The following is a 23,090-nucleotide window of genomic DNA, read 5'->3' as shown; positions in this document are numbered from 1 at the left end:
GGACATCATGACCACTGTTGCAGTTGTTGGAGCTACCGGCCAGGTTGGCCGCGTCATGCGTGAAATCCTCGAGGAGCGCGGTTTCAAGGCGGATAAGCTGCGCCTGTTCGCGTCCTCGCGTTCTGCCGGCAAGACTTTGGAGTTCGCTGGCCACGACGTCGTCGTCGAGGATTTGGCCCAGGTCACCGAGGATTCCATCAAGGATATTGATATCGCGCTGTTCTCCGCGGGTGGCGCGACGTCCAAGCAGTGGGCTCCAGTGTTCGCTGCGGCCGGCGTGACCGTGATTGATAATTCTTCGGCATGGCGCGGCGACGCCGAGGTCCCGCTGGTCGTGTCCGAGGTGAACCCTGAGCAGGTCAAGGACCTGAAGAAGGGCATCATTGCGAACCCGAACTGCACCACTATGGCAACCATGCCCGTGCTCAAGGCGCTCCACGAGAAGGCTGGTCTGACCCGCCTGCACGTGAGCTCCTACCAGGCAGTGTCCGGTTCTGGCCTGGCTGGCGTGCGCGCACTGCTCGACCAGGTGAAAGAAATTGGCGACGACGCCGAGAAGCTGGTCCACGACGGCTCCGTCATGGCGCCTGAGGACTTCGGCCCCTACGTTGCGCCAATCGCGTTCAACGCGCTGCCGATGGCCGGCAACTTTGTGGACGACGGCTCCGGCGAAACCGACGAGGAGCAGAAGCTGCGCAACGAATCCCGCAAGATCCTGGGCATCCCAGACCTGCGCGTTTCCGGCACCTGCGTCCGCGTCCCCGTCCTGACCGGCCACACCATGACCGTGCACGCTGAGTTCGCGAACGAGATCACCCCCGAGGAAGCCAAGGAAGTCCTCGAGGCAGCGCCCGGCGTGACCGTCGTGGAGGTCCCGACCCCACTCGCAGCAGCGGGCAAGGACGATTCCCTCGTGGGCCGCATCCGCCAGGATCAGTCCCGCGACGACAAGCGCGGCCTGGTCTTCGTTGTCTCCGGCGATAACCTGCGCAAGGGTGCCGCGCTGAACACCGTACAGATTGCTGAACTGCTTGTTTAAGAGCCTTCGATAAGGTCTTTGCGGGCGCGGGCCACCCGGGAACGGATGGTCCCCACGCGGACACCTGCAATGCGGGCTGCTTCTTCGTAGCTGTAGCCCAAAACTTGCGTGAGTACTAATGCTTCTCGACGTTCCTCCGGTAGGGCGTCGAGAAGCATTTTTACATCCATCATCTGCGACCACTGAGCCTCCCCGCTGGACAGTGCGGGGCGCTCGGCGGCTGCGTCTTCAATTTCGGTGGCCGATTTCCGGGGGCGGGCCATGTCGTGGCGGATGTTGTCCACCCATGTGCGCCGCGCGATAGAGAGTAGCCAGGTGCGTGCGGAAGCCTGTGCTTTGAACTTGGGCAAACTTTTCATTGCCCTCAAAAAGGTTTCCTGCGTGAGGTCGTCGGCGATGTCCACACCCCCGAGATGCGCGATGAGACGCCAGACGTCGTCCTGCGTTGCCTTAATAAATTCAGTGAGAGCGCGCCGGTCACCGCCCCCAGCCGCGAGTGCTAGGCGCGTGACATGCTCGTCACGAGCAGCGGCGTCATACTTCACAAAAATGAGATTAGCAGGGGGGAGTAAAAGTTAGTTCATGCTTAGTTGCCGGACCTATCAATGTGGGTAAGATGGTTAGCGTTGGTTATTAATTGAGCAAGATTAATTCCAGGGAGGTTATAAATCATGGCTCATGACAAGAACGCTTCTGTAGAAGACATCGCCACCACCGGCATGTCCCCAGACGTTGAAGGACACTCCCGTCGCGAGAACGGCGCGCCAGTTCCTTCCGAGAACATCTCCGTCACCGCAGGCCCACAGGGGCCAACCATTCTCAACGACATCCACCTGATTGAGAAGCTCTCGCACTTCAACCGCGAGCGCGTCCCAGAGCGCAACCCACACGCAAAGGGCAACGGCGCATTCGGCGAACTGCACATCACCGAAGACGTCTCCCAGTACACCAAGGCGGGCCTCTTCCAGAAGGGCACCGTCACCCCAATGGTTGCACGTTTCTCCACCGTTGCTGGTGAGCAGGGCTCCCCAGACACCTGGCGCGACGTCCACGGCTTCGCACTGCGCTTCTTCACCGAAGACGGCAACTACGACATCGTCGGCAACAACACCCCGACCTTCTTCCTGCGTGACGCGATCAAGTTCCCAGACTTCATCCACTCCCAGAAGCGCCTGGGCAAGAATGGTCTGCGCGACGCTGACATGCAGTGGGACTTCTGGACCCGCACCCCAGAATCCGCACACCAGGTGACCTACCTCATGGGCGGCCGTGGCACACCACGCTCCGAGCGCACCATGAACGGCTACGGTTCCCACACCTTCCAGTGGATCAACGAAGAAGGCACCCCAGTCTGGATCAAGTACCACTTCATCTCCCAGCAGGGCGTCCACAACTTCACCGCGGACGAGGCTGAAGAGATGGCCGGCAAGAACGCCGACTGGCTGCGCGAGGACCTCTACAACGCGATTGAAGCAGGCGACTTCCCGAAGTGGGACGTCTACGTTCAGGTCATGCCTTTCGACGAAGCTGAGAACTACCGCTTCAACCCATTCGACCTGACCAAGACCTGGTCCCAGAAGGACTACCCACGCATCAAGGTCGGTTACTTCGAGCTGAACCGCAACCCAGAGAACTTCTTCGCTCAGATCGAGCAGCTGGCTCTGGACCCATCCAACCTGGTCCCAGGCATTGGCCTGTCCCCGGACCGCATGCTCATGGGCCGCATCTTCGCATACGCGGATGCGCAGCGCTACCGCATCGGACCGAACTACCGCCACCTGCCGATCAACCAGTCCCGTGCACCGCGTAACACTTACCAGCACGAGGGCCCAATGGCGTACTACTACAACTCCGGCGCAAAGCCGACGTATTCGCCAAACGGCTACGGCTACGGTGCAGGCTACCTGGATGACGGCGAAACCTCGTCCTCGAACCACACCACCTACGGCCAGGCAGAAGACGTCTACGTCAACCCAGATCCACACGGCACGGATCTGACCCGCGCAGCGTACGTCAAGCACGCTGAAGACGACGACTTCGGCCAGGCAGGCACCCTCTACCGCGACGTCTACAACGACGAGGAGAAGGAAGAGCTGGCCAACAACATCGTCGGCGCCATGAACGGCGTCTCCGAAGAAGTTGAGCAGCGCTGCTACTGGTACTGGACCCAGGTCGACGAGAACCTCGGCGCACGCGTCAAGGAACTCTTCACCAAGGCCAAGGAAGACGCAAAGCACCAGGCAAACGGCCTCTAAACCGTAACTGGAACGCACTAGCCCGGAAGCACCACGCTTCCGGGCTTCTTCCTATTCTTGGGCCCTCCTCTGTCGTGCCGAAATATGTGGTCGTACAAGGCATGGCTGCGCTCGAGCACAAGATTGCGCACGAAAAAGACGCCCAGAATAACCTGGGCGCCTCTTAACGTGCCGTTTAGGCTTCGGAGCCGGGGTCGCGGACGGTTACGCCGTAGATGGAGCGGCCGATGTAGAAGGAGCCAATCGCTCCGATGAACCATACGCCGCAGACGGCGAGGATCGCCCGGATCCATTCGTTGGGGCGGAGGCCGCCGGAGGTGACGTCGTTAAGCACCACAGCCAGAATGAGCAGCGGCACTGCGAGTGAGACGGTGGGCCCGAGCACGTTGACGCGGGTGAGCGCGTCGGGGGCGCGCCACAGGGCGACGGCGGTGGCCACGACCATGAGGGCGGCCACGATGACCAGGATGGAAATAACAATCTGCATTAGCGGCGCCCCCTCGAGATGATGCGCGACATCGATAGGGTCGGCAGGACGCCACCGGCGAGTGCTGCCAGGATCATGATGTCGTAGGCGATGGAAGTTTGATTGTTGAGCGTCCACACCAGGTACAGGCAGATCATGCCGTAGAACGCCAGGTCGGACAGGACCGCGCGGGTCAGGGGGTCCTTCGTGGTCACGATGAGGACCAGCCCGGAGATGATCGAGCCCGCGATCAGGACTGCTGCGATGACAAGCACCCATTCAAATGGTGTCATTTGCGTGCTCCTTTCAGATCCTCGTACTGCTTATCGACGCTCCACGCGCCCACCGGAACATCGCGCACCGAGGGAGCCAGGCGGGCCTCCATGTCGGCCAGTGAGTCGACGACCGCCGCCGGGTCAGAACCCTCAACGGCCTGGACCAGCAGGTAGCGCGGGCCGCCGGGTTCGGTCGGTTCGCGGAACCCCAGGGATAGGGTGCCCGGGGTGACCGTGATGGAGGAAGAAAACCAGTACAACTGCCAGTCGCTGGTGACCCGCAGCGGATAACGCACCACGCAGGGGTCAATGTTGCCCGGCCGGAACACGGCAGTGAACGCAAGGCCGAAGCCGGAGACGAAGATTTCTTTAATCAGCCACAGGGCATAGCCGATGACATGCATTAGCGGCCTCCTTGTAGGTCTGTCATGTCGGGGACGCCGACGGGATCATCGCCTAAGACGGCGGTGGTGTAGGCGGGGACGTCGAGAAGCTGGGCCGTTGCGTCCTGGGCAGCACCCACCACGGGGCCGGCGCCGAGGAACATCGCCAGCGACACACCGATCAGGGCAGTCGCCGGGGCGGAATGCGCGAACGTGATGCGCAGGTCTGCCGGCTGGTTCTGCATCGGGGCGCCCCAGAACACTTCACGCCATACGCGCAGCATGGATAGCAACGCACCGAAGCTGGCAATGATAATCACCGCGATGACCAGCCAGGACGCGCCCGACGCGGGTTGGGCCACGCCGAAGACCACGGCCACCTTGCCTACCAAGCCGGAGAACGGCGGGAAGCCCACCACGGAGAACGCGCCGGCAGCAAACAGGAAGGCTACCCAGCGGTCGCGGCGCATCAGGCCGGACAGTTTATCCAACTTGTCGCTGCCGTACGTTTCCTCGATCGCACCCGAGGTCAGGATCAGGGCGCCGACCGTGACCATGTGGTGCAGCGCGTACAGCAGGCCACCAGTGAGCGCCAGGTGCGCATTGCCGGAGGTAAAGGCCAGCATGACCAGGATGAACGGCATGCCGTTGACCATCTGGTACGCCAGCACGCGGCGGATCGAATTCTCCGCCAAGCCCGCGAAACCACCAATGAGCATAGAGATCACCATCAGGGCGATGATCAGCCAGTTCCAGCGGTCCTCGAGGTCGAAGATGACCACGTAGATGCGGTACAGCATGTACACCGCAACCTTGGTGTGCAGCGCGGAGAACAAGCCCATCACCGCGGCCGACGTGCCGGTGTACGTGCGCGGCAGCCAGGTGTGGACGGGGAAGACACCAGCCTTGGTGGCCACGGCGATAATCACAATGCCCATCGCAACGACGGCCGGGCCGTTGCCCGCGGCCACGCCCTGCAGCGCGGCTAGGTTCACGGTGCCCGTCACGCCGTAGACGAAGCCCACGCCGATCACCAGCAGCGTCGAGGCCGCAAGGTTCACCAGGACGAAGGTGCGGCCCACGGCCAGGCGGACGTTAGTGCCGCTGAGCGCGATAAGTCCGTAGGACGGTAGCAGCATGACCTCAATGAACACGAAGAAGTTGAAGAGGTCCGCGGTCAGCAGTGCTCCGTTCACACCGGTCAGGAGGATCAGCGTCAGGGCGGGGTAGTACTTGGAGCGCGTTTCCCCGACGGCGCTGGCGAACCAGTTCGCCACCAGGGTCACCAGGGAGGTGGTGATCATCATGATGGCGCTGAACTGGTCAGCGGCAAACGAAATCGCGGCGCCCTCCTGGAAGAGACCGACGTTGTGGGCCATCGTGCCGTGCTCGCCGGTGTAGATGAACAGCCACACGGCAGCAATCAGGGAAGCGCCAGGCAGGAGGAGGTGCAGTGCGTCACGCAGCCACTTCCACGGTGCCATCACGGCAAACGCGGCAGAAAACAGCGGGATCGCGACAAAGAGAGGAAGAACAATATCCACGTCAGTCCTCCTTCTGTGCTAATTGTGCCCGGTACTGGGCTTCTTGATGCTGTGCGACGACCTTCCGGTCCTCTTCGGTCTGCCGCGCCCAACCCGTGGTCGCGATTGGTTCCAGGTTGGTTTGCGGGACGTCGTCGTTGAACGGGTCCTTGACGCGCGTGTCGTCGGAGCGGCCCAACGCCGAATAGGTCAGCAGGATCGTTGCGGTGGCCATGGAAATCACGATGGCCGTCAGCACGAAAGCCTGGGGAAGGGGGTCGGCGGCATCGGCCATGTCGGCGCGGTCGGGGAAGACTTCGCCACGCCACGCGCCGACGCCGGCGGCCAGCAGCATGAGGTTACCGGCGTGGCCCATGAGCTGCATGCCAAAGACGATGCGCACCAGGCCACGCTGTTGCATCAGGTACACGGCGCCGGTGACTAGGACGCCAATTGTTAACGCCATAATCATTTAGCGCTCACCTCCTTGGGTGACGGTGTAAGAACTGCTCACGGCATTTTCTGCGGCCACACGATCGGGGCCGGAGTCTGCCGGTAAAGGGTTCGGCTCAATGGGTTCAGGGAAGGCTGGGGTGAGTTCCACGTGGTCGTCGATAAGCAATGGGGAACCGTCGGCCCGGAAGTAGTCCGTGGCCTTCACCGACCAGGCACCCGGCTTGAGGTAGCCGCCGAGCGAGTTAATCGCCTGGGTGAGCATACCCAGAACGGCGAGGTAGATGCCGCCGTCGAAGATGAGCGAGGAGCTCATGTGCTGCCCGAAGACGTGGAAACCGATCGGGTACAGGAAGGAACCGTACGCCAGGCCGAGGAAGCCGGAGGCCAGCGCCACGACGATGCCGATGCCGGTCAGCCAGGCGGCTGTCGACGGGCGGAAGATAATCGAGTCGCGGCCCTTGGCAAGGTACGTCAGCATCAGTGCTGCGCCCGCAATCAGCGCGGCGACGAAGCCACCACCCGGATCATTGTGTCCGCGGAAGAAGACAAGGACGCTCAAGACCGCAAGAACCGGGATCACCATGGTGATGCCCTTCTTCAGCGGAACCGAGTTGAGCATCGACTGGCCGAACGGGCGCGGACGCTCACCGACTGCAAACGGCATGCGTGGCATCGAATTGACCACCGCGCCAATCACGATCGCGGCCATACCCAACACGGACAGTTCGCCCAAGGTATCCAGTGCACGGAACTCGACGATGATCGTGGCCACGATGTTCTGCCCGCCGGAAATCTCCGGGGCATTATCAATGAACCACATCGCCAGCGGGGAACGCTCGCGGCGGCCAAGCAGAGTGAACACACCCAAGAAGGCGGTCAGGCCAGCCAGGACAGCCACGATCAGGGAACGGACCGTCTGGCGCTTCGGAACCGGCTTGAAGTGCGAAGGCTGGTAGCGCAGCACCATCATCATGATGACCACAACCAACGCTTCCACCAGGAACTGGGTGAGCGCCACGTCCGGGGCGCCCAGGATCAGCATCTGGAACGTGATACCCACACCCACCGTGCCAATCAGGACGGCGCCGGTGAGCCGGTGGCGGGTCACCATCAGGCCGACCACCGAAATTGTGATGATCAGGAATGGGAAGAGGTCCTGCCAGTTGTCCAGGCCCTCGGCGCGCGGAGCCATCGCGATGCCATCCACACCGGAGGTACCCAAGAGTGTAAACAGCATGAGCGTAATCAGCGTGAGCACCGGCCAGATGAGGTGGCGCGACGGGTTCAGGGAGTTCGCCATGGAACCCACGAACTTGCCAAACGCGTTCAGGCCCTGCAGCAGGCCGTGGAGCAGCTGGTTGCCGGACGGCATGAAGTCGCGGCCTTCGAAAGCCGGGAAAATCTGGTGGCGGCGCAGCACCAAGATGATGCCCACGACCAGCACGAGTACCGAAATCATCAGTGGCACGTTGATACCGTGCCACAGCGCCAGGTGCGTGCCTTCGCCAGCGGCAGCGGGGCCAGCCACCGAGGTGACTGCGCTTTCCACGGTGTTATCCAGGAAGGCGGGGTACAGGCCCAGCGGGATGGAAAGCAGCCCAGGCAGTGCGGCAGGAAGCCACAGTGCGACGGGTGCCTCGTGGACCTTCGCGTCGCGCTCTGCGGTGGCGTCCACGCCCTTATCGACGAACGCGCCGAAAACATACTTCGCCGAGTACAAGAAAGTAAACAGAGCAGCCACACCAGCGATAGTGAGCAGCAGCCACGTGCCGGCCGTACCGAACGGGCCGCCCTCAAATGCGGCGAGCATGCCTTCCTTGGACACGAAACCAAACAGTGGCGGAACCGCAGCCATCGACGCGGCCGCAATCGCAGCCGAGCCAAACGTAAACGGCATCTTCTTCCAGATCACGCCCAGGCGGCGGGTGTCGCGGGTGCCGGCCTCGTGGTCGACGACACCGATGAGCATGAACAGGGAAGACTTAAACAGGGCGTGCGCCAAGGTGTGTACCAGGGCCGCAATGAGAGCAGCGCGGGTACCAATACCGATCGTCGCCACGATCCAACCCAGGTGGGAGACCGTGGAGTACGCCGTCAACTTCTTCAGGTCCGTCTTCGTCAGGGCGTACACCGCGCTGACGAATGCGGTGACAATACCCACGATGACCAGCAGGTAGTTCCATACGGCAACGTCGTGGAAGATGCCAGAGAAGCGGACCAGCAGGTACACGCCGGCCTTCACCACGGCGGCCGCGTGCAAGAACGCGGACACTGGTGTGGCGGCGGCCATCGCTTCCGGCAGCCAGAAGTGGAACGGCAGCTGCGCGGCCTTGGTGAACGCGGATACCGCGATCAATACGGCCAGCCACGCCGTCAACGTGTGGTTCTGTGCCCACACCTCCGAGTTCAGGATGCCTTGCAGGTTGGTGGTCCCGGCGCTGGTCGCGGCAATCGCGAGCGCAGCCAACAGGGTCAGGCCACCGAAGAAGGTAAGGATCAGGGTGCGCATCGAGCCCTTCTCACCACCGGAACCCGACCGTGCGATGAGCAGGAAGGAGGCGATAGAGACCAACTCCCAGCCCACGAAGAGGACCACGGCGTCGTCGGCAAGCACCAGCATAACGACGGCTAAAGTGAACGCCGTCATAATCAAGTAGAAGCTGGTATTCCCGTCGTGCCGAGGGAGATAAGCGGCGGAATATATAAGGACAACCCCGCCAATACCCAACGCTAGAAGGGCAAAGAAAACGCCCAGGCCGTCGCCACGCAACGCAAAATTGACATCCAACCCGGAACCCAAGAAATTAGGGATCCAGGTGCGATGCCAGGAAAGTACGTCACCTTGAGCAACGGCGGGCAACTGCACTGCCAGCGGCGCGGCGGCTGCAAAAAGCAGCAGGCCAAGCACATAACCGGCGGCGCGATCGAGTACGCGCACTAAAAGCGGCGACACCACAACGGCGGCCGCAGTCAGCACGAGAAGATAAAAGAGAGCCACAAGGTACCTCGCACTTCCCGCATAGTTCGTTGAAAAAGGTCATACTGTCTTAAGAGACAGACATGGCCATAAGGTTAGCAGGGTGACGCGGTGCGCCTGTACCGTTTCCTGAGAGGAAAGCGATACATTTTTACACTATGAGTCGAGTCTCCGCGCGCATCCTCGCAATTTTGGCCTTTTTACCGCTACTTCTGGGAGCAGTAGGCATCGTGGCTTTCGGCGCCTCACCAGAGAAGACGTGGACCACTGACGAGGCCACGGGTGCCCCCACAGATACTATTAATCCCGCAGACCTGGTCACCGCCCGCCGTGCGGCAGGTGAAGCCGGCACGCAGGCAGGATTCTTAGCGACGGGCGCAGACGAACTCAAACGTGGCGTCGACGAAGCCGCCGGCGGGGTGGGCGAACTCACAGGTGGGCTCGACGAACTGAAAGCCGGAACCGCGGAACTTGCCGACGGCATGAACCAGATCCAGGCCGGCACCGGCCAACTCGGGCGTGGAGCTACCGAACTCGCCGACGGCGTGGGCCAGGCCGTCGACAGCATTACTGGCCTGACCGTGGTCCAGGGCCAACTCCTCGAAGCGATCGACCATATTGCCCGCGAATTGGAGAGTTCCCCCGACCCGCGCGCCGGGGAACTGCGCGAACAGTTGGCCGGATTCCGTGGCCAGGTGGAGACCTTCGCCATGGGCGACGATGTCACGAACCAGCTGAAGCGGCTGAAAGATGGTTCCCGCGATTTGGCCAACCAGTTGGCTGTCCCCGGGTACGCGTACCACGACGGTATTTACACAGCCACGAAGGGCGCGAAGGAGCTCAACGCCCGCGTCCAGGAAGCCACGGGTGGGGTCGATGACGCACTCGGTGGCGTCGATGAGCTTGTCGACGGCACCACGCGCCTGGCCCAGATGGCGGAGCAGAACAAGAACAACGTGACCAATATCCAGCGCGCAATCCCCGCGGTCCAGGTCGCGTCCGGTGAGGCCACACCGGAGGACACCGGTTCCCAGATCGCCCCCATGTACGCGCTCCTTATCGCGGCACTCGCAGTTTTGGGTGGCGTGCTCGTGGCGTGGGGCCGCGGTCCCGCGCGGTGGGTACTTGGCGCCGGCACCGTTGTGGCTGGCGTGATCCTCTTCGCGCTGGTGGGAAGCAGTGTGGGTGCTGCCGGTATCGCGGTGTCCGCCCTCGCCTTGGCGCTGCTGGCCGCCGCGTCGGCCGGATTGTCCACGTTGGTGGCCCGCACCTGGTCGGGCGCGGTCGCGGCGACTGTGGTCATGGTGACCGCGGTGGTGCAGGTCGGAATCGTGGGATGGGTGTGGAAGACCGCCACCACCGCGGACGTCCCCGCCTGGGCAACCGTGATCTCTGGTCTGATGCCCTTGCACTACGGCACGATCGTGCTCTCTGCCGCCGGCAACGGTGTGATGGGCGGCCTCGTGTGGGGTGCGATCGCGGTGCTGGCGCTCGTCGCCGTCTTGGCCGGCGCGGCAATTTGGGTGGCCTCCGGGTACCGGCACTGGCGCCGCGGGGACTGGGTTGACGCAGCATGATCGACGTCATCGTCCTCGCCGGCGGGCGCAGCACCCGCATGGGTGGCCATGATAAAGCACAGGTCCAGCTCAATGGCACCAGGCTTATCGACGTCCTCACGGCCGACATCCTCCGCGCCGACTGGGCAGGCAGAGTGATAGCCGTGAGCTCCCATGACCTTTCGGTCCCCGGCGTTCGGTGCGTTTCTGAGGACCCGCCGTTCGGCGGGCCTGTCGCCGGAATCGCCGCGGGCGTGGCTGCGCTTGACGGTGCCGCCGAGTATGTGGCCGTGCTTTCTGTGGACGCGCCCGCATCTGCTGCCGCGGTACCAGGGTTGCACGCGGCGCTTCTTGCTAGCCCGGATGGGGACGTCGCCGTCGTGCAATCCCGCGATGGATTCCTGCAACCGCTGTGCGCCGTGTGGCGCCGCGGTGCATTGGAAGAGGCGCTGGCTTCTCTGGGAGAGGTGCGGGACGTTTCTGCGCGGGCGCTGCTACGTGGCGCGAACGTGGTGGAGGTGCCCGGTGATGGGGCGGAGGCGGACTACGACTCTGTGTCAGAACTCTCAGAGCTAGGTGATGTGGAGATGGGGCCGAAGGTATAGGGTAAAAGCGCTTTTATCCTTTTCTTTCGTCAGAAGTTGGTCTCGTCATGAAATTTGCGTTGGCGTTGGTTTCGGTTCTTATTGGGGCAGCGCTCATAGTCTTGGGTCTGTTTGGTCTTGTCATTGGCAGCGTACTGAGCTTCATCGCTTTTGTTCTGCTTGGCATCGCGTTCGGCTTGCCCGGACTGTGGTGGCTCCTCCACGCACGTCGGGAGAAGAACGGTGCGGTCCCGTTGAAGCGACACTGGACTGCCGTGGGTGCGGCATCTGCTGTATCTGCTTGTGCGGGGCTGGCATTCGTGGGTGGTGCAGATGCAGAATTAAATACTGGAGAAGCAACACCGACTACCACCGTCGTGAAAACTTCCACAACTACGACAACGTCTACAACGAAGGTGCGCGTGACGTGGACCCCGAGCAGTGTGCCTGAACCAACCCCGGAGCCCATCGAAGAGAAAGCTGTGGACCACTGCGGAGAAGTCGGCGTGCATGAAACTGGTACTACCTTCTTTACCGACGGAACTACGGACTGGACCCAGCAGTGTGCAGACCAGATGAGCGCCGAAGCCGATCGTGCCCAGCAGAACCAGCAGATGCAAGGCTTTATTGCCCCAGCACCGGCTCCCGCATCGGCGAATACTTACTACCCAAATTGTGCAGCTGCCCGCGCCGCTGGCGCTTCTCCGCTGTATGCAGGCCAGCCAGGCTATCGGGCGAAGCTCGACCGCGATGGTGATGGCGTCGCATGTGAGTAAGGTGCAATGCTGAAACCCGCTGCTGTTGTAGCAGCGGGTTTCCGTGTGGTCGGGATGACAGGATTTGAACCTGCGACCCCCTCGTCCCGAACGAGGTGCGCTACCAAGCTGCGCCACATCCCGATATTCGGTGAACCTATAAGGGTTTCGAACAAAGAGACATTCTAGCACCGCGTTGGCCCTAATCCCAAAACGTGCAGGCCCCTACTTCGCGACGATCCGCAGCAGCGTGGCCGAAGGCTTGCAGAACAGGCGCACCGGCGCGAACTTGGAGGTGCCCAGTCCGTTGGAGACGTGCAATGCCATGCCGTCGAACTCGCTCAGGCCGGAGGCGCGCGCCGGGTCGATCTCGCAGTTCGTGACGATCGCCCGCCCGCCGGGCAAGCACACCTGGCCGCCGTGGGTGTGGCCGGCGAAGGCGATGTCGTAGCCGTCGGCGGCGAATTTCTCCAGCACGCGTGGCTCGGGGGAGTGGGTGAGTGCGATCGCCAGGTCGGCGTCGGGGTGTGGGGCACCGGCGATGGTGGAGTAGTCGTCGAGGTCGTGGTGTGGATCATCCACGCCCGCTGCGGCGATCCGCAGCCCGGAGGCGACGAACTCGTGGCGCTTGTGTGTGGCGTCCATCCAGCCGTGCTCCTGGAAGAACGCGCGCATCCCCTGCCACGGCAGGTCCACGTAGGAAGGCTCGCGCTTCTTACGCGTCAGGTACTTCAACGGGTTGACCGGGCGTGGCGCCCAGTAGTCGTTGGTGCCAAAGACAAAGAGTCCGGGGATGGAAAGTAGGGGGCGGAGCGCTTCCAGGGCGTAGGGGACTGCGCCAACGTCGGAGAGGTTGTCGCCAGTATTAATAACCAGGTCTGGTTGCAGGTCCGCGAGCCCGTTAACGAAGTCGATCTTTTCCTGTTGCCCGGGAACCATGTGCAGGTCGGAGACGTGCAGGATCGTGAATTCCCCGCCCAAGCGGCGGGCCACCTTGGCGTCGAGAAGCGGGACAGTGACCTCGTGCAACCTAAAGTGGTGGGTCTCCGCATTGGCCCACCCGGCGACGCCGAGGGCCGCCGCACCGCCGATGCCGGCGAGGGACAGAATTTTTTTGGCGTTACTCACCTGAACAACCCTACCCGGGGGTAGCGTAGTGGCATGACTGAATTGAAGAATCAACTGCGCACTGACATGAAAGAGGCCATGAAGGCCAAGGATAAGGTCCGCCTGGGCACCATCCGCATGGCGCTCGCCGCTATCCAGGAAGAGGAGACCAAGGGCGCAAAGCACGAGCTCACCGACCCGGAGATTCTCAAGGTGATTGCTCGCGAGATTAAAAAGCGCAAGGAATCTGCGGAGGTGTACCAGGAGGCTGGCCGCACGGAACTCGCCGACAATGAGCTCGCGGAGGCGGCAGTGTTGGAGGGCTACCAGCCGAAGCAGCTTGACGACGCCCAACTCGCCGCACTGGTCAACGAGACCGTTGCAGAGGTTGCCGGCGACGATGCCCCAAGCATGAAGATTATGGGCCAGGTCATGAAGGCGGCCCAAGCGAAAGCCGCCGGCCAAGTTGATGGGAAGCGTCTTTCTGAAGCGGTGAAGGCTGCGCTGGCCTAGTTGCCGGGACGGCCTGGCCTAAGTTCCTTCTTTGGGGCTTAGGCCAGATTTTTCTCGCTGTAGCGTTCGAATATGTATGCCTTGAATGTGGCTGTGGGCTGCGGAAAAGGCGTAGTATTGACAAGCATGTTCTAAGTTTGTATGCTTGTTAGTATCACTTCATAACTAGCTCGCAAGGGGTATGCGGGCTTCCATGCTCGAGGGGGCAACTCAGTGACCGTTACCGCTGAATCACGACATATCCGAACCAGACCAGACGTCAACCCACCAGCCTTCTTTACTAGAAGCGACCAAACCGACCCGGTGGCAGTCATGCTCGAAAATGCCAGAAAAACTACCTTTATGGCGCTCGAGCACCTCACGCCCAACGGGCGCGATCCTATGCGTGATGTCATCAAAACCATCCGCAAAGCTACTGGCTACAGCGAACACCGGGCAAAAACAGTTGTCATCATTGGTATGCGCTTGATGAAACGGCTGCCGCAAACGCTCGCGCTCCAACGCGCCCTTTACTTGCTGGATGACACCCACATCGCCATCCTGGCGTCCGTCCTTGATGCAGCAGATGGGGACACCTATGCGGCCATCGACGCCCAATTAGCCCGGATGCTCACCCCGACAATGCCACGGCAAGCATTCCCGGACTACACCGCTTTTCGCCGTAGGGTCACCAGAATCCTGCTGGATACCAACCCCCAGCTTGCTGAGCAGGAAAACCCGGCCGACCCTCCCGACTTCGAGCTCGACCAACCCGGCCAAGACGAAGCTGGCCCCGTGAGCCTGCAAGCAGAGTTCACTAAGATGGAAGGCTTAATACTCGACGAAACCTTACGCAAAATAGCCGCCCAGTACGCCTGCACCAGGCAAGAAGCCTTCCACAAACTCATCTTCGATCAGGTCACCGTCCAGTTGACGCTGAACATCTACCAAGCCGAGGACATCCCCGATGCTCCCGCATGGATATCCGGTATCGGGTGGATTACGGGAGAGCTTCGCGAAGAGCTACTCGCTAAAGTGACCAAGACCCGGGATTTAGCGGATTACAAAGACAAGGCCGCAGGCTCCTACGCTCCCAGCGAGGGAATCAAGGCTTACGTGGAAGGCCGCGACGGAGGTTGTGGGGTTCCCGGGTGTAACGTCCCGGCGCATAGGTGCCAGAAGGATCACCGCGTTGAGTACGCGGAAGGCGGGGAAACGTCCTCCAAGAACCTGTTAGACGTGTGTTCCTATGATCACAACCATAAAACCAACGGTGGCCTGCACTACATCCTCGACCCGGAGACGGGGACCACAATCTGGTTGCACACGGATGGCACTTTTGAAGTCAGCCTTGCTACGGGCCCACTGTCCCCGCAGGGCAAGTGGGAGGCGCAAACCGTCGCGGACTACACCCGGGAGCGTCAGCGCCGGGCGAAGCACCGACGGAAGAAAGAAGACTAAGACTAGCCGCAATAATTACAGCCCGAGCTCACGGAGGAATTCGTTGGTCAGGTTCTCCAAGTCCTCGCGGCTGATATTCGGTAGCTCCGGGGTGGCCTGGTCGTTGCCAGGCGCCGGAGTGGGTCGCGTGGTGGGCGCCGGTCGCGTGCCGTCGGAGATTTCCAGGATAACGGTTCCGCCCTTTTTCAGCGTTCCACCTTCGGGGACAGCGCGCACTACGTCGCCGCGGACAATCCCCATGCCCGGGACCGTGCGTGTCGTGACCTTGTAGCCTTCCTCAGTCAGACGCTTACGTGCCTCCTCCTCGGGATAGGTCCGGAGGCCGTCGAGAAGCGATTGTGCAGTGCCGGCGCGGTACCGGTTATCCAGCGGTAGAAGTTCGCCGTCGCGGGCTGCCGGGGTGGCGTTACCCATGTCGAACCACATGCGCGCGGGTTCGAGGCCGCCGTAGAGAGAGCCGTTTTGGCATTGGCGGACGGGCCCGGTGCACAGCGGGGTGGTGGACGTGCCGTCGTTGTAGATGTACGGCGCGGCCGCAACGCCGGTGTTAAACCCAAGGAACGCGGAGGACTGGTTGGACTCGGTGGTACCTGTTTTTGCGGCGACGGGGTCGGTCCAGCCGGAGCTCTTGGCGGAGTCGGCGGCGGTACCGACCTTGGTGTCCTGCGACATTCCGGCCATCAGGGCCGCGGCAGCGCCTTCGTCCATGACGTCTTCGCAGTCGGGGCGGTCGATGAACACCTCTTTGCCGTTCTCGTCGAGAACTTCGAGGATGGGGTTCGGTTCGCACCAGCGCCCGCCGGAGGCGATGGATGCGCCAACGTTCGACAGTTCCAGCGCATTGACAGCAGTTGGCCCCAGGGTGAAGGAACCTAGGTTGTGGTCCTTCATGTAGTCCGCGATGGACGCTTCCCCGTTGAAGCTTCCGGGCTCAGCGTACGAACGCAGGCCCAAGCCCACGGCCAAGTCCACGACGGGCGCTACGCCGACCTTCTCAATGAGCTGCACGAACGTGGTGTTCGGGGAGTGCGCGAGCGCCTCCTGGAGCGTCATCTGCGACTTGTACACGCCCGCGTTTTCCACGCAGTACACCCCGGGCGGGCAGTTCTTGGCGCCGCCGTCGCCCATGCCACGTGCTTCGTAGCGGGCAGGCACGGGCAGCACGGTGTCCAGGCCCATGCCTTCCTCGAGTGCCACGCCGGCGGTGAAGATCTTGAACACGGAGCCGGCGCCGTTGCCCACCATGGAGGTCGGCTGGGGGAGGACAGTTTCCCCGGCTTCGAGGTTGAGGCCGTAGTTGCGCGAGGACGTCATGGCCATGATTTCACGGGAATCTGCACCCGGCTTTACGACGTTCACAACCCCCGCCACACCTGGCGTATTGGGATTGACGTGGTTGGTTGCCGCGGTGTGTGCGGCTTGCTGCGTCGCAGGGTCCAGGGTTGTGGTGATGGTATAGGAGCCGTTGAGGATTTCGTCTTGGCTGAGGCCCTTGGATTCGAGGTAGCGTAGTGCGTAGTCGCACATGAAACCCTTGTCGCCTGCGGTAATGCATCCGTTAGGGAGCCCGCCGGGCTGTTCGAGGACGCCTAAAGGTTCCTGCTTGTAGGCTTCAGCGTCTTCGGGGGAGAGGGTGCCGGTGGAGACCATGGCGTCGAGCACCATGCTGCGGCGTTCGAAAACTCCGTCGGGGTTGGTGTACGGGTTTAAGTAAGCGGAAGCTTGAACCATTCCGGCCAGCATCGCGGACTGGGGGACGGAAAGCTCGGCGGCGGTGATGCCGAAGTAGGTTTGTGCTGCAGCTTCGATGCCGTAGGCGCCGTTTCCGAAGGGCACTAGGTTGAGGTAGCGCGCCAGGATTTCATCTTTGGGTAGGAGGGCGTCGAGGTCGGAGGCCATGCGCATTTCGCGTAGTTTACGGGGGACGGACTGCTCGGTTGCGGCGGCTTGTTCTTCTTCGGAGTCTGCGGTGACGAAAAGGAGGTAGTTCTTCACGTACTGCTGGTTCAGTGTGGACGCGCCCTGCTCGACGCCTCCGGAGAGCAAGTTGGCGGCCATGGCGCGGGCTGTGCCTTGGATATCCACGCCATCGTGTTCGTAGAAGCGGCGGTCTTCGATACTGACGATCGCATCTTTCATGGATTGCGCGATAGCGTCAGCGGGGACTACGTAGCGGCGTTGCTTGTAGATCCAGGCCATGGGTTCGCCGGTGCGATCCGTGATGGTGGTGACGCCCGGGGCGTGCCCGGCGGACATGTCTTCGAGGCCTTGTTGCATGGTGGCGTTGGTTTCCGCGACGGCAAAGCCGCCGACGCCAGCTGCGGGTGCGAGGGCGGTGGCGGCTAGGATTCCGGCACCCAGAGTTGCACCAATGAGCGTGAGGAAGGACTTCCCCGGTGAACGACGCGCTTGCACAGACATGAGCAATACCTTACGCAATCGGACGCGTGCGGTGAAGTGTCTGTGGCAGGGTGTCTGAAGCCGGCGGATATACCCCCATTCAGGTGCCGTGGCGCGCAAATAGCCCTAATAGTGAGTAGAATTACATCAAAAGTCCGATTTTTGTGAATATAAAACCGACTCAAACATGAACAAAAATGAAAGACCAACTAAACTCACAATTAACCACATAGGATAGACCGAAGAAATACCGGAGGCCGCCATGACTACTGCAGCCCGCACCTATGAGTACCTGGGCCTACATCAGCAATCGGGCGAGGAATACACGGAGTGGTTACTCCACGCCCAGTGCCGCAACTTCGACCCAGACATCCTTTTCGTGGAAGGACGCCACCAGCGCGAAGCGGCGCGCTACTGCGACGGCTGCCCAGTGAAGGCACGCTGCCTCGCCGAGGCGCTCAACACGGAAACCGAATACGGGGTATGGGGTGGCAAGACGGCCCGCCAGCGTCGCAGCCTGCGTCGCCAGCATCCGAAGGTTGTGGACTGGCGCGACTTCATCTCCGAGCACGTGGACGCTGGGGGAGACCTCGCCTCCCTGTAAGTAATTGCAGGAAACCGTGGACGTAAGCGCCACGGTCTGGCTACAGTGGTGCCATGACTAAATGGGAATACGTAACTGTGCCACTGCTCAGCCACGCAACGAAGCAAATCCTGGACTCCTGGGGTGAGGACGGCTGGGAGCTCGTCGCCGTAACCCCCGGCCCGAACCCGGATAACACTGTCGCCTACATGAAGCGCGAGGTGCAGTAATGTCCTGGACCGCGAAACTCTCCGAGCTGGGCATCGAACTCCCAGCCGTAGCCAAGCCTGTCGCCGCCTACATCCCTGCTGCACAATTCGGCAACCAGGTGTGGACGTCGGGTCAGCTCCCGCTTATCGACGGCTCCCTGCCGGCCACCGGCCAGGTAGGTGCAGAAATTAGCCCCGAGGATGCATACAGCTACGCACGTACCGCGGCGCTGAATGCGTTGGCGGCCATCGATGGGGTCGTCGGCCTTGACGCGATCACACGCGTGGCCAAGCTGACCGTTTTTGTTTCTTCCGCGCCGGACTTCCACGGTCAGCCGGCTGTTGCTAATGGTGCTTCGGAACTGATGGGCGAAATCTTCGGGGATGCGGGCGTGCACGTCCGTTCGGCCGTCGGCGTGGCTGAACTCCCCCTCGACGCACCCGTCGAGGTAGAAGTAATCGTCGAGGTCGCTAACTAATTTCGGGGGTACTAACGCGGTGGTGGGTGTAGCCCCACCACCGCGTACACGCTAAGCTGGGGGCCATGGAGCATCCTGCTTATAGTCAGCTTCGTCCCGTAACTAAGTCTGTGGGTGTGGTGTTGTGCCCCAACCCAAGTTACGCGGCGTTGGAAGGTACAAATTCGTGGGTAATTCGCGCTGAGGGTGATACCCGCGCGATCGTCGTTGATCCAGGCCCCGAGGATGAGGGCCACCTCAACGTACTGCACGCGAAAGCCGGGGAGGGGGAAGTCGCGCTGACGCTGCTCACGCACCGGCACCACGATCACGCCGACGGTGCGCACCGTTTCCGCCAACTGACCAACGCTCCAGTCCGGGCCTTCGATCCGAGCTCGTGCCACGGTGGTGGCGAACCACTCGTTGACGGCGAAATCATCACGGTGGAGGGTGTAACCCCGCAGATTGAGGTCGTCGCATCCCCTGGCCACACCAATGACAGTGCATGCTTCTTCGTCTGGTCGGGCGTGCCGCACGAGTCTGAACTCGAGGGCATCATTACCGGCGATACCATCGCGGGCCGCCACACCACCATGATCTCCGAAACGAATGGTGACTTGGGCAAGTATCTAGAAACCCTGCACATGCTCGAAGAACGCGGTGCTGGTATCCCGCTTCTCCCAGGTCACGGCCCGGACGCTCCTGACCTGGCCCCATTTGCCCGCAAGTACATTGACCGCCGCGAGTACCGCCTCCAGCAGATTCGCGACGTCTGGGCAGAGCACGGCAAGGACATCGACCTGCAGGAAATGATTGACCTCATGTATGACGACGTCGATCCCGTCCTCCGCGGCGCTGCCGAGCAGTCCACGCGCGTGGCACTGCGGTACCTGGAATCCAAGGAATCCTAAACGCTATACAAAGGGCCGGCACCACACGGTGCCGGCCCTTTCGCGTTGCTCTCTAACGTGCGCGGCGAGCCAGGTGCTCGGTGTCTATGATGAGCACGGACTTGCCCTCCAAGCGAATCCAACCACGCTGGGCGAAGGTTGCCAGGGCCTTGTTCACGGTTTCACGTGAAGCGCCGACCAACTGCGCAATTTCTTCCTGCGTCAGGTCATGGTTGACGCGCAGCGCAGCACCTTCCTGGGAGCCGAAACGGTTCGCCAGCTGCAGCAGAGTCTTAGCGACGCGGCCGGGAACGTCGGTAAAGATGAGGTCTGCCAACGATGCGTTCGTGCGGCGCAGGCGACGAGCCAGGACGCGCAGCAGCTGCTGGGCGATTTCCGGGTGCGCGGTGACCCAGTCGCGCAGCATCTGCGAATCCATGGTGGCGGCGTGAACTTCGGTAACGCACACCGCCGAGGACGTACGTGGGCCCGGATCGAAGATGGACAATTCACCGAACATGTCGGATGGGCCCATGACGGTGAGCAGGTTCTCGCGGCCGTCGTTGGAGTGGCGTGCCAGCTTCACCTTGCCTTGGGTGATGATGAACAAGCGGTCGCCGGGCTCGCCTTCGTCGAAAATCGTGGTACCGCGCGGGTAGCGGACCGTCTGCATGTCTTCGATGAGGTTGCGCACTGCCTCGGGGTCAACACCCTGAAAAATGCCGGCGCGGGACAGGATCTCCTGAACTGCTTCCACTTGCTTTACTCCTTCGAGTTTCACATGGTGAGGCTCTCCGGTGTACGCCGGTTGCCTCTCCTCTTCGTTTTCGCCCGGATGTGGGCTAGCTAACGCAAGTCTAGCGTTAAAAGGGTCACTAATGCATGTTTGGTGCCAAATTTGTCACAGGACAAATGGACGGTTTTACGCGGTGGTGGTGGGTTCAGCGCGGCGGGGGAGCACTTTGGCCTCCAATTTCTCCATGCCGGTCATGAAGAGGCCAAGCAGGATCGGTAGCGCGATAACGACGACGTAGAACATGGCACTCAATCTACTCCCTGCTATGTCTGGGTCGATAGTTAAGATGGCTGGCATGGCTTCCACACTGACTCGTCCCACCCCGCACGCGCCGGGCAAGCACCCAGCAGCGCGCGGAGAATCGCAGCTAGCCCGGGTGCGGCGCGCGCGGCGAATCAACCGGACGCTGGAGTGGGTGCACCCCGATGCCCACTGCGAGCTGGACTTTAACAATGCGTTCGAACTGCTCGTGGCCACAGTACTTTCTGCACAGACGACGGACGTGCGCGTCAACAGCATCACCCCCGCACTCTTCGCCGCGTACCCCACACCGGAAGCACTAGGCGAGGCGAACATTGAGGAAGTCGAAGAAATCATTCGGCCCACCGGCTTCTACCGGGCGAAAGCCAAAAATATTGTGGGATTGGGCCACGTGCTCGCTACCGAACACGGCGGGGAAGTACCAGAAGACATGGAATCACTGGTAGCGCTCCCGGGCGTGGGGCGTAAAACGGCGCACGTGGTCCGCGGCAATGCGTTTGGCTACCCGGGGCTGACCATCGATACGCACGTCGGAAGGCTTGCGCGCCGGTTGCAGCTTACGGAGAATGAGGACCCCGTGGCCGTCGAGAAGGATTTGGCGGAACTCATCGAGAAGCGGGAGTGGACCATGTTCTCCCACCGCATGATTTTCCAAGGCCGGCGCGTCTGCCACTCGCGGAAGGCTGCCTGCGGGGCCTGCGTAATCGCCGCGGACTGCCCGTCCTTCGGGCTGGAAGGCCCCGCCGATCCGGTTGAGGCAGAAAAGCTGGTCACAGGGGACCGGGCAGAAGAACTCGTCGCGGCCGCACGGGAGGAGGACCGCCACTATGAAAAATAAGGTCATCGCCGGATACGTCGTCGCGGTGTGCCTCGTCGCGGCACTTCTTATACTGCTCGTGCCCCGGATGCTCGAGACCGTGAACGGCCCGCAGGAGACCACCGCAGCGCAGGAGGCGTCGCCGGAGGTGGTCGTCGAGAAGCGACCAGACTGCTCCGACGTGGGCATTGACCTGCCGTGCCTCGGCGGGGAGGTGACGGGGACGCAGGACTCCAAGCCGGTCGTGGTGAACGTGTGGGCCTGGTGGTGCGCGCCCTGCCGGGACGAATTGCCCTACCTGCAGGAATTTGCTGACGAGCACCCGGAATACCACGTCGTGGGCGTGCACGCCGACCGTGCTGGGGTGGGCGGTGCCGCCCTGCTCAACGAACTCGGCGTGGACCTGCCCTCCTTCCAGGACGAAGATGGCGCGTTCGCCGCCCGCTACGCCCTGCCCGGGGTAGTGCCCATCACCGTGGTGCTTCGCGACGGCAACCTGGTCGCCATGTTCCCGCGTGCCTTCGAATCAGCCGCGGACATCGCAGCAGCCGTAGCCGAGGTGGTGTAGCCCATGCCACACCGACTTGTCGGCGACTACCCGCCCGACCACCCCGGGGAAAACACCACGCTACAACCCCACGCCGCGCCGCCGTGGATGCGTGAACTCGTCCGCGCAGCCGCCGCCGGGAACGTGGGCGCCCACGTGCGCAACGTCATGGGCATCCGCGCCGACGAGGACGCTCCCCGCAAGGCCGCGGTGCTCGTGGCCATCTGGGGGAGCGGGGACACGCACACGCTTCCCGACGACGCCCGCGTCCTTATGCTCCACCGCGCACCCACCATGCGTTCGCACGCCGGCCAGCTCGCCTTTCCGGGTGGCGGCATAGACCCGGAGGATACGTCAGTAGTCGATGCAGCCCTGCGCGAAGCTTGGGAAGAAACCGGCCTCGACCGGCACGCCGTGACCCCGATCGCCCAACTGACACCCGTGCCCGTACGCTCCACTTCCTTCCCCGTGCATCCGGTCGTGGCTCACTGGCATACGCCCGCGCGCACCGGGGAACACAGTCCGGAGGAAACCGATGACGTCTTCACCATCCCCATCCGCGAGCTCATCAACCCGGACAACCGGCTGACCGTGCGGTGGGGAAAATGGTCCGGCCCCGCATTCTGGGTCAACGGGTACTTGCTGTGGGGATTCACGGCCGTCGTCGTGGACGCCATCCTCCGCAACGCCGGATGGGCACCCGCCTGGGACGGCGGCCCCACGGTGGACCTGCCGGACGCGCTCGCGCGCTCCCGTAACAACGAAAAACACGAACCTGAACTAAAGTAAGACCGATCCTA

At 62.2% G+C, this 23,090-nt stretch carries 25 protein-coding genes and 1 tRNA gene; 14 read left to right on the top strand and 12 right to left on the bottom strand.

Annotation, left to right across the window (positions count from 1 at the left end):
- The first annotated feature begins 7 nt into the window (after positions 1–7).
- The gene (locus ATK06_RS02645) at positions 8–1,039 is read left to right on the top strand and encodes an aspartate-semialdehyde dehydrogenase (RefSeq protein WP_048378790.1); all 1,032 of its coding nucleotides are present in this window, start codon (positions 8–10) and stop codon (positions 1,037–1,039) included.
- Here ATK06_RS02645 and ATK06_RS02640 read toward each other — a convergent pair.
- A complete protein-coding gene (locus ATK06_RS02640) occupies positions 1,036–1,584 on the bottom strand; it encodes an RNA polymerase sigma factor (protein ID WP_048378792.1) in 549 nt (182 codons plus the stop codon). The two genes, ATK06_RS02645 and ATK06_RS02640, sit on opposite strands and share 4 nt — an antisense overlap.
- Positions 1,585–1,758: 174 nt before the next feature.
- On the opposite strand from ATK06_RS02640, the gene ATK06_RS02635 reads away from it, so the two are divergent.
- Positions 1,759–3,294: a catalase gene (locus ATK06_RS02635; protein ID WP_048379010.1), complete on the top strand. Its 1,536-nt coding sequence runs from the start codon at positions 1,759–1,761 to the stop codon at positions 3,292–3,294.
- Positions 3,295–3,469: 175 nt separating this feature from the next.
- Here the strand turns inward: ATK06_RS02635 and ATK06_RS02630 are convergent, their stop codons facing one another.
- Genes ATK06_RS02630 through ATK06_RS02605 form a run of 6 tightly spaced genes read right to left on the bottom strand, consistent with a single transcriptional unit; the run spans position 3,470 to position 9,395 of the window.
- Positions 3,470–3,781 carry a Na+/H+ antiporter subunit G gene (locus ATK06_RS02630; protein WP_098388794.1) on the bottom strand — a complete coding sequence of 104 codons (312 nt, stop codon included), beginning with the start codon at positions 3,779–3,781 and terminating at the stop codon, positions 3,470–3,472.
- Positions 3,781–4,053: a cation:proton antiporter gene (locus ATK06_RS02625; protein WP_048378794.1), complete on the bottom strand. Its 273-nt coding sequence runs from the start codon at positions 4,051–4,053 to the stop codon at positions 3,781–3,783. Before ATK06_RS02625 ends, ATK06_RS02630 begins: the two co-directional genes overlap by 1 nt.
- Positions 4,050–4,439, bottom strand: coding sequence for a monovalent cation/H+ antiporter subunit E (locus ATK06_RS02620; RefSeq protein WP_048378796.1), 390 nt, complete (start codon positions 4,437–4,439; stop codon positions 4,050–4,052). The genes ATK06_RS02625 and ATK06_RS02620 overlap by 4 nt, the downstream gene beginning before the upstream one ends.
- Positions 4,439–5,962 carry a monovalent cation/H+ antiporter subunit D family protein gene (locus tag ATK06_RS02615; protein WP_098388793.1) on the bottom strand — a complete coding sequence of 508 codons (1,524 nt, stop codon included), beginning with the start codon at positions 5,960–5,962 and terminating at the stop codon, positions 4,439–4,441. The genes ATK06_RS02620 and ATK06_RS02615 overlap by 1 nt, the downstream gene beginning before the upstream one ends.
- 1 nt (position 5,963) lies before the next feature.
- On the bottom strand, positions 5,964–6,413 hold the full coding sequence (locus ATK06_RS02610) for a cation:proton antiporter subunit C (RefSeq protein ID WP_048378798.1): 450 nt from the start codon (positions 6,411–6,413) through the stop codon (positions 5,964–5,966).
- Positions 6,414–9,395: a DUF4040 family protein gene (locus ATK06_RS02605; protein ID WP_048378800.1), complete on the bottom strand. Its 2,982-nt coding sequence runs from the start codon at positions 9,393–9,395 to the stop codon at positions 6,414–6,416.
- Between the two features lie 137 nt (positions 9,396–9,532).
- On the opposite strand from ATK06_RS02605, the gene ATK06_RS02600 reads away from it, so the two are divergent.
- Genes ATK06_RS02600 through ATK06_RS11405 form a run of 3 tightly spaced genes read left to right on the top strand, consistent with a single transcriptional unit; the run spans position 9,533 to position 12,290 of the window.
- Positions 9,533–10,951 (top strand): YhgE/Pip domain-containing protein, encoded by a 1,419-nt coding sequence (locus tag ATK06_RS02600; protein WP_048378802.1) that lies wholly within the window; start codon positions 9,533–9,535, stop codon positions 10,949–10,951.
- Positions 10,948–11,535, top strand: coding sequence for a molybdenum cofactor guanylyltransferase (gene mobA, locus ATK06_RS02595; RefSeq protein WP_098388792.1), 588 nt, complete (start codon positions 10,948–10,950; stop codon positions 11,533–11,535). The genes ATK06_RS02600 and mobA overlap by 4 nt, the downstream gene beginning before the upstream one ends.
- 47 nt (positions 11,536–11,582) lie before the next feature.
- The gene (locus tag ATK06_RS11405; RefSeq protein ID WP_048378804.1) at positions 11,583–12,290 is read left to right on the top strand and encodes an excalibur calcium-binding domain-containing protein; all 708 of its coding nucleotides are present in this window, start codon (positions 11,583–11,585) and stop codon (positions 12,288–12,290) included.
- Positions 12,291–12,336: 46 nt separating this feature from the next.
- On the opposite strand, the gene ATK06_RS02585 is transcribed toward ATK06_RS11405, so the two are convergent.
- Together ATK06_RS02585 and ATK06_RS02580 are read right to left on the bottom strand one after the other, a co-directional pair.
- Positions 12,337–12,413 (bottom strand) — tRNA-Pro (locus ATK06_RS02585).
- An 81-nt stretch (positions 12,414–12,494) separates the two neighbouring features.
- A complete protein-coding gene (locus ATK06_RS02580) occupies positions 12,495–13,397 on the bottom strand; it encodes a metallophosphoesterase (protein WP_048378806.1) in 903 nt (300 codons plus the stop codon).
- A gap of 33 nt (positions 13,398–13,430) precedes the next feature.
- Between ATK06_RS02580 and ATK06_RS02575 the strand changes: the two genes are divergently transcribed.
- Both ATK06_RS02575 and ATK06_RS02570 read left to right on the top strand, forming a co-directional pair.
- The gene (locus ATK06_RS02575; protein WP_048378808.1) at positions 13,431–13,889 is read left to right on the top strand and encodes a GatB/YqeY domain-containing protein; all 459 of its coding nucleotides are present in this window, start codon (positions 13,431–13,433) and stop codon (positions 13,887–13,889) included.
- A gap of 342 nt (positions 13,890–14,231) precedes the next feature.
- A complete protein-coding gene (locus tag ATK06_RS02570; RefSeq protein ID WP_098388791.1) occupies positions 14,232–15,329 on the top strand; it encodes an HNH endonuclease signature motif containing protein in 1,098 nt (365 codons plus the stop codon).
- A gap of 15 nt (positions 15,330–15,344) precedes the next feature.
- Here the strand turns inward: ATK06_RS02570 and ATK06_RS02565 are convergent, their stop codons facing one another.
- Positions 15,345–17,750 carry a transglycosylase domain-containing protein gene (locus tag ATK06_RS02565; protein ID WP_048378812.1) on the bottom strand — a complete coding sequence of 802 codons (2,406 nt, stop codon included), beginning with the start codon at positions 17,748–17,750 and terminating at the stop codon, positions 15,345–15,347.
- Between the two features lie 241 nt (positions 17,751–17,991).
- Here ATK06_RS02565 and ATK06_RS02560 point away from each other — a divergent pair, with 241 nt between their 5' ends.
- The 4 genes from ATK06_RS02560 to ATK06_RS02545 all read left to right on the top strand — a co-directional run bounded on the left by ATK06_RS02560 (position 17,992) and on the right by ATK06_RS02545 (position 19,890).
- Entirely contained in the window at positions 17,992–18,333 is a 342-nt protein-coding gene (locus tag ATK06_RS02560) for a WhiB family transcriptional regulator (protein WP_053072564.1), read from the top strand.
- A 53-nt stretch (positions 18,334–18,386) separates the two neighbouring features.
- The gene (sp36, locus tag ATK06_RS02555) at positions 18,387–18,542 is read left to right on the top strand and encodes a Sp36 family protein (RefSeq protein ID WP_098388790.1); all 156 of its coding nucleotides are present in this window, start codon (positions 18,387–18,389) and stop codon (positions 18,540–18,542) included.
- Positions 18,542–19,000 carry a RidA family protein gene (locus ATK06_RS02550; protein WP_048378814.1) on the top strand — a complete coding sequence of 153 codons (459 nt, stop codon included), beginning with the start codon at positions 18,542–18,544 and terminating at the stop codon, positions 18,998–19,000. The genes sp36 and ATK06_RS02550 overlap by 1 nt, the downstream gene beginning before the upstream one ends.
- A 65-nt stretch (positions 19,001–19,065) precedes the next feature.
- Positions 19,066–19,890, top strand: a complete 825-nt coding sequence (locus ATK06_RS02545; RefSeq protein WP_048378815.1) for an MBL fold metallo-hydrolase — start codon at positions 19,066–19,068, stop codon at positions 19,888–19,890.
- Positions 19,891–19,942: 52 nt separating this feature from the next.
- Here ATK06_RS02545 and glxR read toward each other — a convergent pair whose 3' ends face one another.
- Positions 19,943–20,626, bottom strand: coding sequence for a CRP-like cAMP-activated global transcriptional regulator GlxR (glxR, locus tag ATK06_RS02540; RefSeq protein ID WP_048378818.1), 684 nt, complete (start codon positions 20,624–20,626; stop codon positions 19,943–19,945).
- A 165-nt stretch (positions 20,627–20,791) separates the two neighbouring features.
- Complete coding sequence (locus tag ATK06_RS11175; protein ID WP_161795972.1) at positions 20,792–20,962, bottom strand: hypothetical protein; 171 nt, start codon at positions 20,960–20,962, stop codon at positions 20,792–20,794.
- Here ATK06_RS11175 and nth point away from each other — a divergent pair.
- The 3 genes from nth to ATK06_RS02525 are packed head-to-tail and all read left to right on the top strand — an operon-like array spanning position 20,961 to position 23,079.
- Complete coding sequence (nth, locus tag ATK06_RS02535; RefSeq protein WP_098388789.1) at positions 20,961–21,764, top strand: endonuclease III; 804 nt, start codon at positions 20,961–20,963, stop codon at positions 21,762–21,764. The two genes, ATK06_RS11175 and nth, sit on opposite strands and share 2 nt — an antisense overlap.
- Complete coding sequence (locus tag ATK06_RS02530) at positions 21,754–22,311, top strand: TlpA family protein disulfide reductase (RefSeq protein ID WP_048378819.1); 558 nt, start codon at positions 21,754–21,756, stop codon at positions 22,309–22,311. The genes nth and ATK06_RS02530 overlap by 11 nt, the downstream gene beginning before the upstream one ends.
- 3 nt (positions 22,312–22,314) lie before the next feature.
- On the top strand, positions 22,315–23,079 hold the full coding sequence (locus ATK06_RS02525; RefSeq protein WP_098388788.1) for an NUDIX hydrolase: 765 nt from the start codon (positions 22,315–22,317) through the stop codon (positions 23,077–23,079).
- Positions 23,080–23,090: the final 11 nt, after the last annotated feature.

The sequence above is a fragment of the Corynebacterium renale genome, from assembly GCF_002563965.1.
GTDB classification, from domain to species: domain Bacteria; phylum Actinomycetota; class Actinomycetes; order Mycobacteriales; family Mycobacteriaceae; genus Corynebacterium; species Corynebacterium renale.
Note: the sequence above shows the minus strand (reverse complement) of the source record. Positions and strands in the feature narration are given on the sequence as shown.